Below are 14,358 nucleotides of genomic sequence, written 5' to 3' on the forward strand. Positions count from 1 at the left end.
CGAGAGATCAACTATGAAATCTAAGGCTGTGCCTATTCGTATGATCGTGGGCCTGGGTAATCCGGGCTCCGACTACGAGCGAACGCGCCACAATGCAGGTCAAGATTTAGTTGAACTGCTGGCGCGTCAGGTGGGCTCCACTCTGGCGCCCTCCCCCAAATTTTTTGGCCTCTGCGCCAAAGCACGCATCGCCAATAGCGATGTGCATCTTGTTGTACCCACCACCTATATGAATCGCAGCGGTCAAGCCGTTGGCGCCCTCGCACGCTTTTACAAAATCGCGCCCGAGGAAATCTTAGTGGTACACGACGAACTCGATTTAAGCCCCGGTGTGGCGCGCCTTAAAATAGGTGGCGGACACGGCGGTCACAATGGCCTGCGCGACATTATCAGCGCCCTGGCCAACAATAAGAATTTTGCGCGCCTGCGCTTAGGTATAGGCCACCCCGGCCAGGCCTCTCAGGTCGCATCCTATGTATTAAAGCGCGCAGCAGCGGCAGACCAGCAAGCCATCGATACCGCTATCGATGAGAGCCTCAGAGTGCTCGATGACGTTGTCAGCGCAGACTGGGACAAAGCCACACGCGAGCTGCACTCTCGCACCAAGTAACTTATTTTAACTAGGTAAAACTCATGGGTTTTAAATGCGGCATCGTTGGCCTGCCCAACGTCGGTAAAAGTACTTTATTCAACGCCCTGACCAAAGCAGGCATCGGCGCGGAAAACTTCCCTTTCTGTACGATTGAGCCAAACAGCGGCATCGTACCAGTACCCGATCCGCGCCAGGACAAACTCGCCGACATCGTCAAACCCGAGAAAGTCATTCCTACCACCATGGAATTTGTCGACATCGCAGGCCTCGTTGCCGGCGCCTCCAAAGGTGAGGGCCTCGGCAACCAGTTCCTGGCCAATATTCGCGAAACCGACGCCATTGCCCACGTTGTGCGCTGCTTTGATGACCCCAACGTTATCCACGTCGACGGCGCCGTAAATCCGAGCTCCGATATCGACGTTATCAATACTGAGTTAGCACTTGCTGACCTCGAAAGTGTTGAAAAATCGCTGCAGCGCTTCGCCAAACTGGCCAAAGGCCAAGACAAAGATGCCATCAAGATGAAGGCGCTGTGCGAGAAGATTCTGCCCCACCTGAACGAAGCTCTGCCGCTGCGCAGCTTTGATTTAACTGACGATGAAAAGGCCGATCTAAAACAGCTGAGCCTGCTGACCTTAAAGCCAACTATGTACATCGCCAACGTTGAAGAGGACGGTTTTGAAGACAACAAACTGCTCGATACCGTGCGCGACATTGCCAGTAACGAAAACGCGGTTGTTGTGCCGGTGTGCAACAAACTAGAAGCTGAAATTGCCGAGCTCGAAGACGAAGAAAAAGCCGAGTTCCTAGCCGACTTAGGCTTAGAAGAACCCGGCCTGAACCGCGTGATTCGCGCCGGTTACGAACTTCTGGGCTTACACACGTATTTCACCGCCGGCGTTAAAGAAGTTCGCGCCTGGACCATCCCTGTCGGGGCAACGGCGCCGCAAGCGGCGGGCAAGATTCACACCGACTTTGAAAAGGGCTTTATCCGCGCAGAAGTCGTAGCCTACGATGACTTTGTCGAGTTTAACGGTGAAAACGGCGCCAAAGACGCCGGTAAATGGCGCCTTGAAGGCAAAGACTACGTCGTTGTCGACGGCGACGTTGTACACTTCCGCTTCAACGTCTAAGCCATCAGCTAGCGCAATCAAACACAGCTAAAAAACTCGCTATTTGCCGCTTGACTTTAACTGGCTTGATCAGCAAAATACGCGCCTCTCGCAAACTAGGCCCGGCCAGTGAACGAGATAAACCTGTGGCTAGGTAGCTCAGTTGGTTAGAGCGCAGCACTCATAATGCTGAGGTCGGCAGTTCAACCCTGCCCCTAGCTACCATCCTTCAAAAAGGCGATAAGTGAAAACTTGTCGCCTTTTTTTGTGCCTATGCCACTCCCCTTTGAGTGAAATCAACTGCCTCAGCGCTTTTTTCTCCAGCTTGAAACCCGTGCTATAGGGTTAAAGTCCAAGTAGCAACACAAGCGTGGAGAAGATCTATGAAACTATGTCAAACAGGCACAGCTTACGATCAAAGCAGCACGCCTCACGCCACCTTTGGCGGAGACTTCAGCGACGAGACACTCAAATATTTTGGCCGCTGCGGCGGCGGCGTGCTCGACATTATCTTAGCTAGTGAGCAGCCGGCCTACTCTCTCGAGTTTAAACGCGACTGCAGCAAAAACAGTGAGCAGCGCTGGCACATCAATATTGTGCGCCACCGCCAAGTAAAGATGCATGAAAGTCCCGAAGCCAATGCCTCTGGCCTGGTCAAGCAAATGGCGAAGAGCTTCAGCGGCTGCTTTGATTTACTCGAAGCCTGTTATCAACAGCAAAAAAGCCGCCGGTAACGAGCAGCTTCATAGCAATTGCAAAGCCTCAGCCCAAAGCCGGTATTTCTTTTCATAGCTAATACCGGCGTTGGCAGGGCTCGTAGACGGCAGGGTTAACAACTCATAAGCAGAACAATCGAGCCCCGCTTTTATTACATGCCGCGAAAAACTCTGCGCGGCTTTCTGGCCATTAAAACAAATGCGTTTTAACAGCGGTAAGCGTTTAAACAAATACGCAAAATCATTGGCAACTTCGCTTTGTGTTTCGATGGCGCTGTCCAGGCTGCCCGCTCGCCGGCAGTGCTTCAGCACATCCCAAAGAGCGAGGCGCCGATCAAATAAACGACAGCAGCGCAGGCTGTAGTCTTGCGGCACCGCAGACAAATCACCATTAAACAACAAAGGCCAAAATAAGTTTCTCGGGTGGGCGTAATACTGCTGCTGCTCGAGTGAGGCGACACCGGGCATGGAACCGAGCACCAGAATATGGGCGTCTTCGCGCCACAGCGGCTCGAAACTGTTCAGTAACATAAACGTAAGAAATGAGAAATAGTCGCGACTATTAAACCATGCTTTGCATGCCAAGGCTCAAGTTCCTTAGAATAGGCCCCTTCTCTTTGTTCAGGGCAGGAACCATGAGCACCGACCACAACGACGCGCACGCGCAATTTTCCGACGCGGCGTACATGCAAGAACTGCAAAGCCAAATGTTGAAGTTTGCCAATATGCAGCTCAACGATCACCAACTGGCGGAGGATGCAGTGCAAGAAGCGTTAATTGGCGCACTCAAAAATGCCCGCTCATTTGCAGGTAAAAGCGCTTATAAAACCTGGGTGTTTGCGATACTTAAAAACAAGATTGCCGATATTCTGCGCAAGCGCCACCGCACTGTGGAAATGACCAATCTCGCCGGTAACAGCGCGGATGAAGACGAGGATTTTTCCCGCCTGTTTGACGAGCGTGGGCACTGGCACAAAGGCATGGGCCCGGATAGCTGGGGCGACCCGGAAGCGAGCTTTAAACAGGATCAATTTTGGCAAGTGTTTGAAATTTGCCTCGAAAACCTGCCCGAGCGCCAAGCCAAAGTATTTATGATGCGCGAGTTTATTGGTCTCGAATCCGATGAGATCTGTAACAATGAAGATCTGAGCGTCAGCAATTTACATGTCATTCTGTATCGCGCGCGCATGCGCTTGCAGCAGTGCCTAGAAATGCGCTGGTACAGCGAGGGAGAAGCCTATGCTTAGTTGTCGAGAAGTCACTCGTCTATTGTCTTTAGCGCAGGAGCGCAAGTTAAACTTTTCTGAACGCATGCAATTAAAAATGCACTTGATGATGTGCAAACGCTGCAAGAGCTTCAGCGGCAACTTAAATACTTTGCGCAAAGCCATGCAAAAATTTAAGCAGCGCGACGATTAATACAACGCTCGGGCAAACATAAATACAGCGCAGCACAATAAAAAATAGGCAAAAACTTTTTTTAGCTGAACCGAAGAGAAGCGCGTTCCCAAACGAACCCCGAGTGGCGCACACAGCGCCGCCAGTGGCATTATCACAACAAGAGCCGGCACACTGATAAGCCCCCAGGTATAAGCCGGTGCATCAGCTGGTGTCTGCGAAAACAATAAATGTACAAACGCGCCAGGCAGCGCAATCAAAAAACCGAATACTGCGGCGGTGCCGACCGCGCGATGTGTCGTATAGCCGTAAAAGCTCAGCACGGGCACCGTCAACGTGCCACCGCCAACCCCCATCAACACCGCTATCGCACCAATGCTAAGCGGATACACAGCCTGCCCGGGCCAAGCTGGCATACTTTTCACTTTATTTGTTTGCGCAGCTTGCTGATCTGACGAACTTGAACAAAGCATATTGAGCGCGGCAATAAACGCAACACAGGCAAAAACCAGTGCGGCAACTAAACCGCCGATACGCACAGCCTGGCTCGCAACAACAGCGGCCGAAACAAAGATGAAAGGCCCCCAGCGACGCAATAACAGCACATCGACATTGCCTCTTGAGAAATGACTGCGCATAGAAGAAAAGCTGGTGCTAATCATAATTGCCAGCGACGTGGCACTTGCAATAAGCATTGCCGAAGCGACATCAAGCCCCTGTGCCTGCAGTAAAAAATAAAGCACCGGAACAACAACGATGCCGCCGCCAACCCCAAAAAGGCCAGCTAACAAACCGGCGCAGCAACCGGCACAAATAAGAGCCAATAGGCCAACAACAAGATCCATGGGCGCAAGTTTAACCCATGCAAATAAGTAATGGCTGGCAAATAAGACAATAAAACCGCCAGCCTCCAGACACGCAGAATAAAATAGCGGTTAAGCGCTGTGTCGAAGCACAAAAAAACCGAGCAGCGCGTGCATGCGCTCACTTTGATCCTCGACACTTTTTGTTGCGGCTTTACTTTGCTCAACCATTGCCGCATTTTCCTGGGTCATAGAATCAAGAGAGCTAATTGCCGAATTAATCTCTTGCACACCCTGGTTCTGCTCTGTCGCCGCCCTGCTAACCTCCCGTGTTAACTCAGATGAGCTCGCCAAAACCTCGGCGATATGGCCCAGGTTTTGTTTGGATTTTTGACTGAGCTCCCAGGCGACATCTACTTTTTTATCGTTATCGGCGATCAATTCTTTAATAGAGCGCGCAGCGTCACTAGAGCGCTGAGCCAGCTCGCGAACTTCCGCTGCAACCACAGCAAAACCTCTGCCCTGCTCACCGGCGCGCGCGGCTTCAACCGCGGCATTTAAAGCCAGTAAGTTTGTTTGAAACGCAATTTCGTCAATCATGCTGGTGATACTGGCTATTTTCTGGCTGGAAGCGCGCATTTGCTCCATCGAGCTAACCGTTTCATCAACCGTTTTTAAGGAGCTGTCACTGGCGCCAATCGCCTTGTTAAACTGCTCGCCAATTTGTGTGCAGCGCTGTTCAGTATTGCCGGCGGCAGCCGCTATTTGCTCCATCGTTGACGCAATTTGCTGCAGGGCAGCGGCTTGGCTTTCCGTGCGCCGGCTCATTTCAAATGTTGCACTGCTCTGATCGCTGGTCATAGACAGCGTATGGGTTGAGCTCTGCTGAACCTGCTGAACAATGTCGCTGAGATTGCTCATCGACGCATTCACAGCATCGCGTATCACCGCTAATTCTCCAACATGGCCGTCTTCCATACGCTGAAACAGCTCGCCTTTTTTCTGCGCTGTCGCAATTCGGGTTAAGTCTCGAACCGCGTGTTGCAGCGAGGCTAACGACTCATTAATCGCCAGTTTAAGATCGTCGAACACGCCGAGCATCGGCACCTGTATACGCCCGCTGAAATCCCCCGCCTGCATCTTAAACATCAGCTCACTGATAAGGTCGACCGTTAAATTAAGTGTCGCACCACTGCTGTTTAAACTGTTTTTTAATTCAGCCAGCTGCCCCTGGTATTCACCGCTTATGCGCGCATCGAGACGCCCCTGTTGCTGCGCAGAGGCAACATCGACAATTTCACCAATGGCGGCATCCAGTTCGTTTAACGATGCGTTAATGCCATCTTTCATCTCACCGAGATCACCGCTCATGGCCCTGTCGATACGCATGCTGTAGTCACCACTGCGGATACGGCGAAATATCTGATTAAGATCCTGCAGCGCCTCATCGATGCTCTGCATGCTATCGTTAATGCCATTTTTAAGCTGCTGTAAGTCGCCGGAGTAATCGTTGCGAATACGCCAGGAAAACTGCCCCAATTTCTGTGCCTGCACACAGTCGCTGATATCCGTCATCGCCGCAGCAATATTGTCGAGCGAAGCATTCACGCTGCGCTTGAGCTCACCGAGCACCCCGGGCAAAGGCTTGTCGATACGCGCGGAAAAATCGCCCTGGCTCATTGCGCCAATAACCCCTGCGACACTGTTAATCGCCGCTTCGGTCGCCTGCATGGCTCCGTCGACCTGCTGCTTGAACTCCCCCTCAACCGCGTGGCTCATGCGCGCATCAAAACGCCCCTGCGCAAGCGCTTGCATCACTTCAGCCAGAGCCGCCATGGTCTGTTCGACTTTTTCCGAGCTTTGATTCACGCCCTGTTTCAATACAGCTAAGTCGCCATCAAAGCGCTCGTTGATACGCGTGTCGAACTTGCCCGAAGCCACATTGGATACCGTACTGGTAACCGCTTCAATGGCACGCTGCAGCTCGTGTAACAAACTGTTAAACGCGTGCGCCGCCAAGCCAATCTCATCGCTGGCCTGCTCGTTGATACGCTGACTGAAATCTTTAACCTGGGCAACTTCGTTTAGCTTGTGCGTGAGTTCGGTTACACGGCGGCGAATTTGTTCGCTGACCCACGAACTAAAGCGGTAGATCAACCAACAGATAAGGCCCGCCCCCACTGCCAACACGCAAAACAAAAACATAGCCTTGCGCGCTTTGGCGTGCGCAGTTTTATCAACAGACGCACTGAGCGAGTCGGCCACCGCTTTGATTTTTTTTATACGCTGCGTCGACACCTGAAACCAGTGATTGGCATCTCGGGGCATCAATCGCTCGCCGGCAACGGCGTCAAAAAAACCCTGGCGCAAGCGAAGCACTTCGCTGTTGGCGCTTGAGCTCATTTGCTCCATCAGTTGCGAGAACTGCTCACTCGACATGTTCCGCGATATGTAATCGAGCTGAGCCCCCTGATCATTGATGTAGTGGTTGACACTCAACAGCTTGTCCATCGAATACGTGCCACTGGCAAATACGCCGTTTAAGGCACCGCGCTCCTGCCCTGAACGCTCTTTTAACCAGAGCAAACCAACTAAGGCCTGCAGGCCCTTGACCACTTCCATGTCGCGAATCATTGAGCTTAATTCATCGATCGCATCGAGCGACATTTTATTGATGGCAGAATAAATTAGAAATGGCGAGTTGCTCGCATCCAGTTGATCGACCTGCTTTCGAAGCTCAGGCACGTAGGCGAGCTCGCCGGCAAGTTCTTGCAAATGCTCGCGCATGGCTGGCGGTAGCGACAACACAAAGCTGCTGTCGAGCTCGGCAATCAGGGCTTCGCGACTGACATCGGCTTTTTGCCGCTGAGTGCTTAGTTTATCGGCGCCGAGCTCTCCGCCGCTGGCGAGAAAGCCCGCCGTCAAACCGCGCTCAACCGCGTGGTTGTGCGCAACACCGTCGAGCACCGCAGCCAATTCAACCACTTGCGCAGTAACCTGTGCATCGCGAATGCTGCGCATATTTTGCCACAGTTCAAGCAGCACCACGGCCACCAACAAAACCATCGACGGCAGCACGATCAATTGAATTTTACGGGCTAAGGAAGCGTTGTGTAGACGCGTTAGCAGTGATGCGAGCATGGCTTCACTCCTTGAAATGCAATCAAATATATCTTTAGGCGTTCTTATTACCCTAGTTCAGGCATAGCCTGTTGACACTAAAAATGATCGCGGCTACTGAGCGGCCGATTGAACGGAGCGCGCAAGCCATCCAGTGAGCCCGTATAATAGCCACTATGAACAAATTAATAACTGCCGAAGAAAGCATAGAAAAGTGGCTGCGCGATGTCGTTATCGGCCTTGGGCTGTGTCCGTTTGCAACCCAGCCTTATGCGCAAAAACAAATACGTATAAGTATCTATAGCGGCCCCGCCGACAGCGACTTGCTGCAAACCTTAAATGACGAATACCGACGCCTGGCGGCCCAAATCCCTGAACAGCCTGATTACTGTGAAACCACACTGATCGCATGCAGTGAAGCGCTAGACGACTTCTACGACTACAACGACTTTCTGGCTTTGGCCAACAGTCACCTCGAACAAATGGGTTGGCACGGACAATTTCAACTTGCCAGTTTTCACCCCGACTACCAATTTGCCGGCACCGAAAAAAACGACAGAGAAAACCTGACCAACCGCTCGCCGCTGCCAATCTTTCATATCATTCGGGAAAGCAGCCTAAGCGCTGCGCTCGAGCACTACCCCGAGCCCGAGCGAATTTACGAGCGCAATATTCAAACCGTTAACACGCTCAACACAACACAGCTACACAGACTCTTTTCTCACCTAAACCTACACACAGATGAATAAGTATTTTATCAGTGCCGACGAGTTATTACTCGACTCTCTCAAGCTCGGAACAAGCATTATCCAAGCCCAGTTTAATCCGGATTTTATTATTGGTGTATGGCGTGGAGGCACACCCACGGCTATTGCCGTTCAGGAGCTGCTTGCGCTCGCCGGCATCAACTGTGAGCACTGCGCGATTAAAACCAGCTCGTATACAGGCATAGGGCAACAGCGATGCACTATTCAAGTCAGTGGCTTAAGCGAGCTGGTGCCAAAGCTGAGTAAAAAAGACAAGCTACTTATTATCGACGATGTATTTGACTCCGGGCGTTCAATCGAAGCCATCGTCAATGAACTTAAGTTGCGCTGCGCCGAAGAGCTTCCGGAGCATATAAAAGTAGCCTGCCCCTGGTATAAACCCCAGAGTAACCAGACCAGACGCAAGCCCGATTTTTATATGCACGAAACCGACGACTGGCTAGTTTTCCCACACGAACTTATCGGCCTGAGCCTCGACGAAATCAGCAAGGGTAAAGGCGAGCAGATTGCCAAGTTGTGCGCACCGCTCTTAAACAACAACCCCGCCCAACAATAAAATTAGTGGGCAAGGCAAACGACAAAAAGGCGAGCTACTCGACGGATTTTTTGCATGCGAAGTGGCGTGCGAGCCACCAATCGACAGCAAGGTAGCGCCCACCGCCAATAAAAAACAGTACCAACAGCATCAAAAAATAGGTTGCCGCAAATTCAATTCCATTTTTTAGCACGGTAAAACTACCAGTTTCGCTGAGCCAAGCGTAGTTACCGTGCTCTTTTAATAAACTGATCGCTGCGGCTTTGCGTTCGTTCGCTTCAGCGATAAGATCCGTGCGCCACTCCCAGGGCACTGTTAAAGTGCTCTCAGGAAGGGCGTGCCAACCAAATTGCCAGTGCGCGCTGAAGGCAGCCACTAACATCGTTATCATCAGCGGCACCGCGCTTAAGCGCACGGCAAAACCAACAAGAAGACATATACCGCCAACAAACTCCGCCAGACCGGCAAGCAGGGCCATCAGGCCTGGCATAGGCAGGCCAAGGTATTCGCCAAAGTACCAGGCAGTGTCATCAAGCGCAGTTAACTTTCCCCAGCCAGCAAGAATAAAAATTGGCGCCAGATAGATGCGCAACAATAGCGGCGCTATAAAATCTGCTCGCCGTGATTTATCAAACGTAGACCAAGACTTACAGGCGAAAGAAGTTAGTGTATTCATATTTTATTCCACGCATCCAGTTAGTATGTGCTGCTGTTTTAAGTCTGCGAGCAGCGGCCTGGCAAAGGCTGCGAGTTGTTCAACATCGTCTCGGCCGAGCTGTTCAGCCATCACGCACATCAACGCATCAAAGCTTTGTTCTCGCTGCTGCAATAAACTTAGTAACGCATGGGTAGTCGCATTTAACTCACAAAAATTTACACTTAATTTTTTATCTCTCCATACGGCTAGAAAACATGGCTCGGCCTGTGGATCCGCATAGTCAGTGCTAATTCGATGCACAGGCCACTGGTAGGCGAGTAACTTTAAACTCGGGTTGGCACACAGCTCTTTTTTCTCTGTATCTGTAACGGTGGCCTCACTCAAGTCAACCTCCAGCTCAACCCACTCGTAGTGCAACAGCTCACTTAACCACGGCGCGAGCTCTAACTGCTCAGCTCTAGCGTGAATAAACTGAACAAATTCAAATGGGATCTGGCTGAAGATCGGTGTAGAGCAGCGCCAACTTCGAAAAAATTCGCGATTAATCGCCTGCCACTGATCGCTAGTAAATAGAGATTTAGCAACCGGGAAACAGGCGTCAACAAACGAACTTAAGTTATTAAAAAGTAGGGTTTCATACACCTGCGCTCGGCGCGCCGGAATCACATCCGGCAGGGCAACATGTTCAGGGTCGCGCAGGTGACGGCCAAAGGCCAGCTGGAAATCGCGCAGTGACTTCGGCGCGTTTTTATCTTGCATTAAGCGCTCCTTTGGCTCTGGTACTGCGCGGCAACCGCAGCTTTACCCGGATACTGATGCTGCGCTTGTATACGTCGAATTTGCTCTACTTCAGCGAGTAACGTAACAAGACTGGGAAAATTAAAATCGCGCTCTAGGCAAGTCGGCAAAGAAGCGGCATCGACACCACACTCTCGATAGGCCTGATGCAGTAAAGTCCAAACAGGATCAATCACATCGGCGCCATGGGTATCGACGATAAGCCCATCGTCTTCAACATAGTGGCCTGCAACATGCAGATAACAAACCTCCGCAAGCGGTAGTGATTTTAAATAACTCAATGCATCAAAATTAAAGTTCTGGCTGTTGACATAAATATTGTTGACATCGAGATGTAAAAGGCAGCCCGATTCGCGGACAACCTCGCAAATAAACTGAGCCTCACTCATCTCGGCACCGGGTGGAGAAAAATAATAAGAGGCATTTTCGAAGGCGATTTGGCGCTCGAGAATTTCCTGAGCCTGGCGTATACGCGACGCAACCCAGTGCACAGCCTCTTGCGTACACGGAATCGGTAACAGGTCATATAAATGCCCATCGTCACTGCACCAGCTTAAGTGCTCGGTATAGAGAGATATTCGGTGTTCATCGAGAAAAACCTTAATATTTTTCAGCAGCTCTACATCGAGCTTTTCAGTACTGCCAATTGACAGCGATAGACCGTGACAGGCAAAGTTTTTTTGCTCGGTAAAAAAGCGTAAATCTTTTGCATAACGGCCACCGGCATAAAGCCAGTTCTCCGGGGCAATTTCAAAAAAATCTATGCGGTCGAGATTTGTGTTTTTTAACTCGGGCATGAGTTCCCGGCGAAGGCCGAGGCCGGCACCTTGAAGCAAGCTGGTCATGAGAAGCACTTAGTCGTATCAGAGCACGCCCTTTGCACTTTGCAAGAGCACGGTGGAAAAGCTGAAAATATAGAGGCGGATATATCGAAAAGCGGGCTACTCATCTTAGCCTATGAGTACCCGCTTGCTGTCAAACAGGATTAGCTAGCGCCGCCGCACTTGCCTTCACCACACTTGCCATCAGTTTTTTTGGCGCCGCCGCACTTGCCTTCACCACATTTGCCGTCAGCTTTTTTAGCGCCACCGCACTTGCCTTCGCCGCATTTGCCATCAGCTTTTTTAGCGCCACCGCACTTGCCTTCGCCACACTTGCCATCAGCTTTTTTAGCGCCACCGCATTTACCTTCGCCGCACTTGCCTTCTTTGGCTGCTAGCTCATAACCACTTTTAAGCGGGGTCACGGCAAATGGGTTTTCTGCGGCGCTGGCGGGAACGGCAAGGGCAGCACCGAGCACAACGGCAGAACCTAGGGTCAAACTAGTCAGGGTTTGTTTTTTCATTGAAGCTCTCCTTAGAGTGGGTTGGCGCGTCCACCGTGGACTAACACCAGGAAAAATTAGGGCTCAGCGAAAGTATAGCGAGCTCACTTGCCTGTTTAGTAGCATGTTAATTGGGCTTTCTTACACGGGATGAAAAAAATTTAGGTGCCAATCTTCAGCATAGCGCCTTGTGAGGCATTAAAACTTTGCCAAAAGTCCCAAAATGCGTCGGCCGCCAGCGGTGCGCTGACCAGATAACCTTGAATGTATTCGCAGTGCCAGTGATGCAACATGCGCAGCTGCTCGTCGGTCTCAACCCCCTCGGCCACCACGGCAATTTCCATTTGGTGAGCCAATTCAACCATGGTCGAGGCCAGGGCTTCATCTTTCGAGCCCGGCTGTAGTGAGCGGATAAAACTCTGGTCTATTTTTAGAGTCTGCACGGGCAGGCGCTGTAAATAGCTCAGCGAGGAATAACCGGTGCCAAAGTCGTCTAAAGAAAGCTTGATACCGTGGCGGCGCAGCTCGTGCAGCCTAAGCAGGGCGTGCTCAAAATCCGTCAACGCCGCCGTTTCAGTAATTTCGAGCTCTATCCACTCTACCGGCATATCGTTGCGTTTCAGAGCGGCCAGAACGGCTGAGCACAGATCAGTGTGCAACAGTTGCTTGGCACTGACATTAATGGCGAGCTCGAGTGGGCTTGCGCTTTGGCGATTCCACTTCGCCGCCTGCTTGCAGACTTGTTCAAGCACCCACGAACCGACTTCGAGAATTTGCCCTGAGTCTTCCGCAATCGGAATAAAATCCGCAGGACTAATCCACTGCCCAGACCTGTTCCAGCGAATCAGGGCCTCGGCTCCGGTAATACGCCCTTCGAGCAGGCTGACTTTCGGCTGGTAATACAGCGATAACTCGTTGCGCTCTATCGCGTGACGCAAACCCGACTCTACCTCAACACGAAAGCGGTGGCGCTCTTCGATACCGCGCTCATAATAAGCTATCAGTGCCGCTTCTTTACCTTTCGTTTGATTCAGCGCACCATCAGCCAGGCGCAGTGCTTCTTCGCTGTTGGCCTCACTAAGATAACTCGAGTCGACCACTCCGATGCGCAGCTTTAAATAAAACTCGTAACCGTCCACATCAAACGGCCGGGTGAAACTGAGCTGCATGCGCTCAAATACATGCGCAGCGCCATTGCCGTCATCGGGGTAAGCAAAACAGAACAGGCCGCCTCCAAGGTACGACAGGCAGCTGTGCTTAAAGTTGTCCTCACCTGTAACGCTGTGTTGCAAACGCATCGCCGCCAGGCGCGCAATTTTCTCTGCAACAGCAACCCCTGCCGCAGCCATCACCGTATCGAGTAAGTCCACATCGAGAATCGCTACCAAAATGTCGATATGTTTCTGCTGAAGATACTGATCGACAAACTCGTTAAATTGCTGTCTGTTAATCAGCCCGGTTGTGACATCGTGGTAAGCGAGATAGGCCAGGTCCTGCTCAGCGTGCTTGCGCGCAGTGATATCACTTAAATAGGCGTGGTATTCACAGTACTCGGGCAACCAGCCGAGGCTTATTTGCAGGTGGCGCCCGCCTTTCTCAAATTCCCACTCGCGATAATTGGGGTTTTCATCCAAATACTCAGGTAAATCTTCCGGCAGCAGCGAGTCTAGCTGAGCGTTTAACGCGACAATCGACGCAGCCTCATTGGCATACATGATCTCACCTTGGCGATTTAACGAAATAACCGGGTGGGGGTTACTTCGCGGGAAGGAGGCCAGGCGCTGCTGCTCCTTTAAGGCTTCGAGGCGGCGCTGATTACTTAAAGCCAACCAGGCCCCAGCGAGAACAGAAAACAAGGCCACACCGGCAACCAAGTACACCGTTTTGCCCATATTGCTAGCAAAACTTGTCGAGTTTTGCTCGACCCTCCGCCTGACTTGCTCAGTCAGCGCCGTGCTCGCGGCATTCGCGCGTGCAATCAGTGGTGAAAACCAACTTAGAACCTCGCGCGCGGCATCCCAGTCTATTGGGCTATCGCGCATCACGCCGGCAAAAACCGACGCGACTTCGGCCATCTCTGCGTTAATTTGCACCAACTCGGCCAATTCGGGATCCGCGCCCAAGACTGAGCTCAGAGCAGCCAGGCTGTTTTCCAGATCGGCTTGACGTGTTCGATAGCGCGCCTGAAAGGCCCGGGCATCGGCGGTTAAATAGTATTCATAAACGGAAGATTCAACTGACACAATTGCGGTGCGCAACTTTTGAATTTCATCAAAAAGCGGCAACTCGCTGTGGTTAAAACGCCTCAACTCGGCCTGCGAGCGCTCAGCAGCGAGGTAGGCAAAAAACGCCAGGGAAACAAGCAGCACTGCCAAACAGGACACAACCCCCCAGGCCTGCCAGTGAATTCTTGCATTAGTGATAGTCATAGATCAGACACGGTTCCCTTCTGCGCCACTCTTCATTCAAGTCGAAGCCAGAGGCTTTCGCCAGTAGCCACCGACTTATGCACTCCTAGCACTTGTGCTAAGGTGC

Annotated in this window: 15 protein-coding genes and 1 tRNA gene; 8 read left to right on the forward strand and 8 right to left on the reverse strand. The window is 51.7% G+C overall.

Annotation, left to right across the window (positions count from 1 at the left end; translation table 11 throughout):
• Nucleotides 1-13: 13 nt before the first annotated feature.
• The 4 genes from pth to CFK45_RS16410 all read left to right on the forward strand — a co-directional run bounded on the left by pth (nt 14) and on the right by CFK45_RS16410 (nt 2,438).
• Nucleotides 14-610 carry an aminoacyl-tRNA hydrolase gene (gene pth / locus CFK45_RS16395; protein ID WP_096087529.1) on the forward strand — a complete coding sequence of 199 codons (597 nt, stop codon included), beginning with the start codon at nt 14-16 and terminating at the stop codon, nt 608-610.
• Nucleotides 611-633: 23 nt separating this feature from the next.
• Nucleotides 634-1,725 (forward strand): redox-regulated ATPase YchF, encoded by a 1,092-nt coding sequence (gene ychF, locus CFK45_RS16400; RefSeq protein ID WP_096087530.1) that lies wholly within the window; start codon nt 634-636, stop codon nt 1,723-1,725.
• A gap of 127 nt (nt 1,726-1,852) precedes the next feature.
• Nucleotides 1,853-1,929, forward strand: a tRNA-Met gene (locus CFK45_RS16405).
• Nucleotides 1,930-2,087: 158 nt separating this feature from the next.
• Nucleotides 2,088-2,438: a hypothetical protein gene (locus CFK45_RS16410; protein ID WP_096087531.1), complete on the forward strand. Its 351-nt coding sequence runs from the start codon at nt 2,088-2,090 to the stop codon at nt 2,436-2,438.
• Nucleotides 2,439-2,447: 9 nt separating this feature from the next.
• On the opposite strand, the gene CFK45_RS16415 is transcribed toward CFK45_RS16410, so the two are convergent.
• Nucleotides 2,448-2,951, reverse strand: a complete 504-nt coding sequence (locus CFK45_RS16415; RefSeq protein WP_096087532.1) for a DNA-deoxyinosine glycosylase — start codon at nt 2,949-2,951, stop codon at nt 2,448-2,450.
• A 104-nt stretch (nt 2,952-3,055) separates the two neighbouring features.
• On the opposite strand from CFK45_RS16415, the gene CFK45_RS16420 reads away from it, so the two are divergent.
• On the forward strand, nt 3,056-3,667 hold the full coding sequence (locus CFK45_RS16420) for an RNA polymerase factor sigma-70 (protein WP_096087533.1): 612 nt from the start codon (nt 3,056-3,058) through the stop codon (nt 3,665-3,667).
• Nucleotides 3,660-3,839: a zf-HC2 domain-containing protein gene (locus tag CFK45_RS16425; protein WP_096087534.1), complete on the forward strand. Its 180-nt coding sequence runs from the start codon at nt 3,660-3,662 to the stop codon at nt 3,837-3,839. The genes CFK45_RS16420 and CFK45_RS16425 overlap by 8 nt, the downstream gene beginning before the upstream one ends.
• Here the strand turns inward: CFK45_RS16425 and CFK45_RS16430 are convergent.
• Nucleotides 3,836-4,663, reverse strand: coding sequence for a sulfite exporter TauE/SafE family protein (locus CFK45_RS16430; RefSeq protein ID WP_096087535.1), 828 nt, complete (start codon nt 4,661-4,663; stop codon nt 3,836-3,838). The two genes, CFK45_RS16425 and CFK45_RS16430, sit on opposite strands and share 4 nt — an antisense overlap.
• A 90-nt stretch (nt 4,664-4,753) precedes the next feature.
• Nucleotides 4,754-7,762, reverse strand: a complete 3,009-nt coding sequence (locus tag CFK45_RS16435; RefSeq protein WP_096087536.1) for a methyl-accepting chemotaxis protein — start codon at nt 7,760-7,762, stop codon at nt 4,754-4,756.
• Nucleotides 7,763-7,917: 155 nt separating this feature from the next.
• Here CFK45_RS16435 and CFK45_RS16440 point away from each other — a divergent pair, with 155 nt between their 5' ends.
• Nucleotides 7,918-8,490, forward strand: coding sequence for a DUF1415 domain-containing protein (locus CFK45_RS16440; RefSeq protein WP_096087537.1), 573 nt, complete (start codon nt 7,918-7,920; stop codon nt 8,488-8,490).
• On the forward strand, nt 8,483-9,064 hold the full coding sequence (locus CFK45_RS16445) for a phosphoribosyltransferase (RefSeq protein ID WP_096087538.1): 582 nt from the start codon (nt 8,483-8,485) through the stop codon (nt 9,062-9,064). Before CFK45_RS16440 ends, CFK45_RS16445 begins: the two co-directional genes overlap by 8 nt.
• 34 nt (nt 9,065-9,098) lie before the next feature.
• On the opposite strand, the gene CFK45_RS16450 is transcribed toward CFK45_RS16445, so the two are convergent.
• The 5 genes from CFK45_RS16450 to CFK45_RS16470 form a co-directional block, all read right to left on the reverse strand.
• Nucleotides 9,099-9,719: an HvfX family Cu-binding RiPP maturation protein gene (locus CFK45_RS16450; RefSeq protein WP_096087539.1), complete on the reverse strand. Its 621-nt coding sequence runs from the start codon at nt 9,717-9,719 to the stop codon at nt 9,099-9,101.
• 3 nt (nt 9,720-9,722) lie between these two features.
• Entirely contained in the window at nt 9,723-10,460 is a 738-nt protein-coding gene (locus CFK45_RS16455) for an HvfC family RiPP maturation protein (RefSeq protein WP_096087540.1), read from the reverse strand.
• Complete coding sequence (locus tag CFK45_RS16460) at nt 10,460-11,344, reverse strand: HvfB family MNIO-type RiPP peptide maturase (RefSeq protein WP_096087541.1); 885 nt, start codon at nt 11,342-11,344, stop codon at nt 10,460-10,462. Before CFK45_RS16460 ends, CFK45_RS16455 begins: the two co-directional genes overlap by 1 nt.
• A gap of 140 nt (nt 11,345-11,484) precedes the next feature.
• Nucleotides 11,485-11,844, reverse strand: a complete 360-nt coding sequence (locus tag CFK45_RS16465) for an HvfA family oxazolone/thioamide-modified RiPP metallophore (protein ID WP_096087542.1) — start codon at nt 11,842-11,844, stop codon at nt 11,485-11,487.
• A 140-nt stretch (nt 11,845-11,984) separates the two neighbouring features.
• Nucleotides 11,985-14,252 (reverse strand): putative bifunctional diguanylate cyclase/phosphodiesterase, encoded by a 2,268-nt coding sequence (locus CFK45_RS16470; protein ID WP_096087543.1) that lies wholly within the window; start codon nt 14,250-14,252, stop codon nt 11,985-11,987.
• Nucleotides 14,253-14,358: the final 106 nt, after the last annotated feature.

It is taken from the genome of Agaribacterium haliotis, assembly GCF_002312815.1.
Taxonomy (GTDB): domain Bacteria; phylum Pseudomonadota; class Gammaproteobacteria; order Pseudomonadales; family Cellvibrionaceae; genus Agaribacterium; species Agaribacterium haliotis.

Excerpts from the sequence above, each read along its gene's own strand:
- pth (WP_096087529.1), top strand. The coding sequence starts at position 14 with ATGAAATCTAAGGCTGTGCCTATTCGTATGATCGTGGGCCTGGGTAAT.
- ychF (WP_096087530.1), top strand. The coding sequence starts at position 634 with ATGGGTTTTAAATGCGGCATCGTTGGCCTGCCCAACGTCGGTAAAAGT.
- CFK45_RS16410 (WP_096087531.1), top strand. The coding sequence starts at position 2,088 with ATGAAACTATGTCAAACAGGCACAGCTTACGATCAAAGCAGCACGCCT.
- CFK45_RS16415 (WP_096087532.1), bottom strand. The coding sequence starts at position 2,951 with ATGTTACTGAACAGTTTCGAGCCGCTGTGGCGCGAAGACGCCCATATT.
- CFK45_RS16420 (WP_096087533.1), top strand. The coding sequence starts at position 3,056 with ATGAGCACCGACCACAACGACGCGCACGCGCAATTTTCCGACGCGGCG.
- CFK45_RS16425 (WP_096087534.1), top strand. The coding sequence starts at position 3,660 with ATGCTTAGTTGTCGAGAAGTCACTCGTCTATTGTCTTTAGCGCAGGAG.
- CFK45_RS16430 (WP_096087535.1), bottom strand. The coding sequence starts at position 4,663 with ATGGATCTTGTTGTTGGCCTATTGGCTCTTATTTGTGCCGGTTGCTGC.
- CFK45_RS16435 (WP_096087536.1), bottom strand. The coding sequence starts at position 7,762 with ATGCTCGCATCACTGCTAACGCGTCTACACAACGCTTCCTTAGCCCGT.
- CFK45_RS16440 (WP_096087537.1), top strand. The coding sequence starts at position 7,918 with ATGAACAAATTAATAACTGCCGAAGAAAGCATAGAAAAGTGGCTGCGC.
- CFK45_RS16445 (WP_096087538.1), top strand. The coding sequence starts at position 8,483 with ATGAATAAGTATTTTATCAGTGCCGACGAGTTATTACTCGACTCTCTC.
- CFK45_RS16450 (WP_096087539.1), bottom strand. The coding sequence starts at position 9,719 with ATGAATACACTAACTTCTTTCGCCTGTAAGTCTTGGTCTACGTTTGAT.
- CFK45_RS16455 (WP_096087540.1), bottom strand. The coding sequence starts at position 10,460 with ATGCAAGATAAAAACGCGCCGAAGTCACTGCGCGATTTCCAGCTGGCC.
- CFK45_RS16460 (WP_096087541.1), bottom strand. The coding sequence starts at position 11,344 with ATGACCAGCTTGCTTCAAGGTGCCGGCCTCGGCCTTCGCCGGGAACTC.
- CFK45_RS16465 (WP_096087542.1), bottom strand. The coding sequence starts at position 11,844 with ATGAAAAAACAAACCCTGACTAGTTTGACCCTAGGTTCTGCCGTTGTG.
- CFK45_RS16470 (WP_096087543.1), bottom strand. The coding sequence starts at position 14,252 with ATGACTATCACTAATGCAAGAATTCACTGGCAGGCCTGGGGGGTTGTG.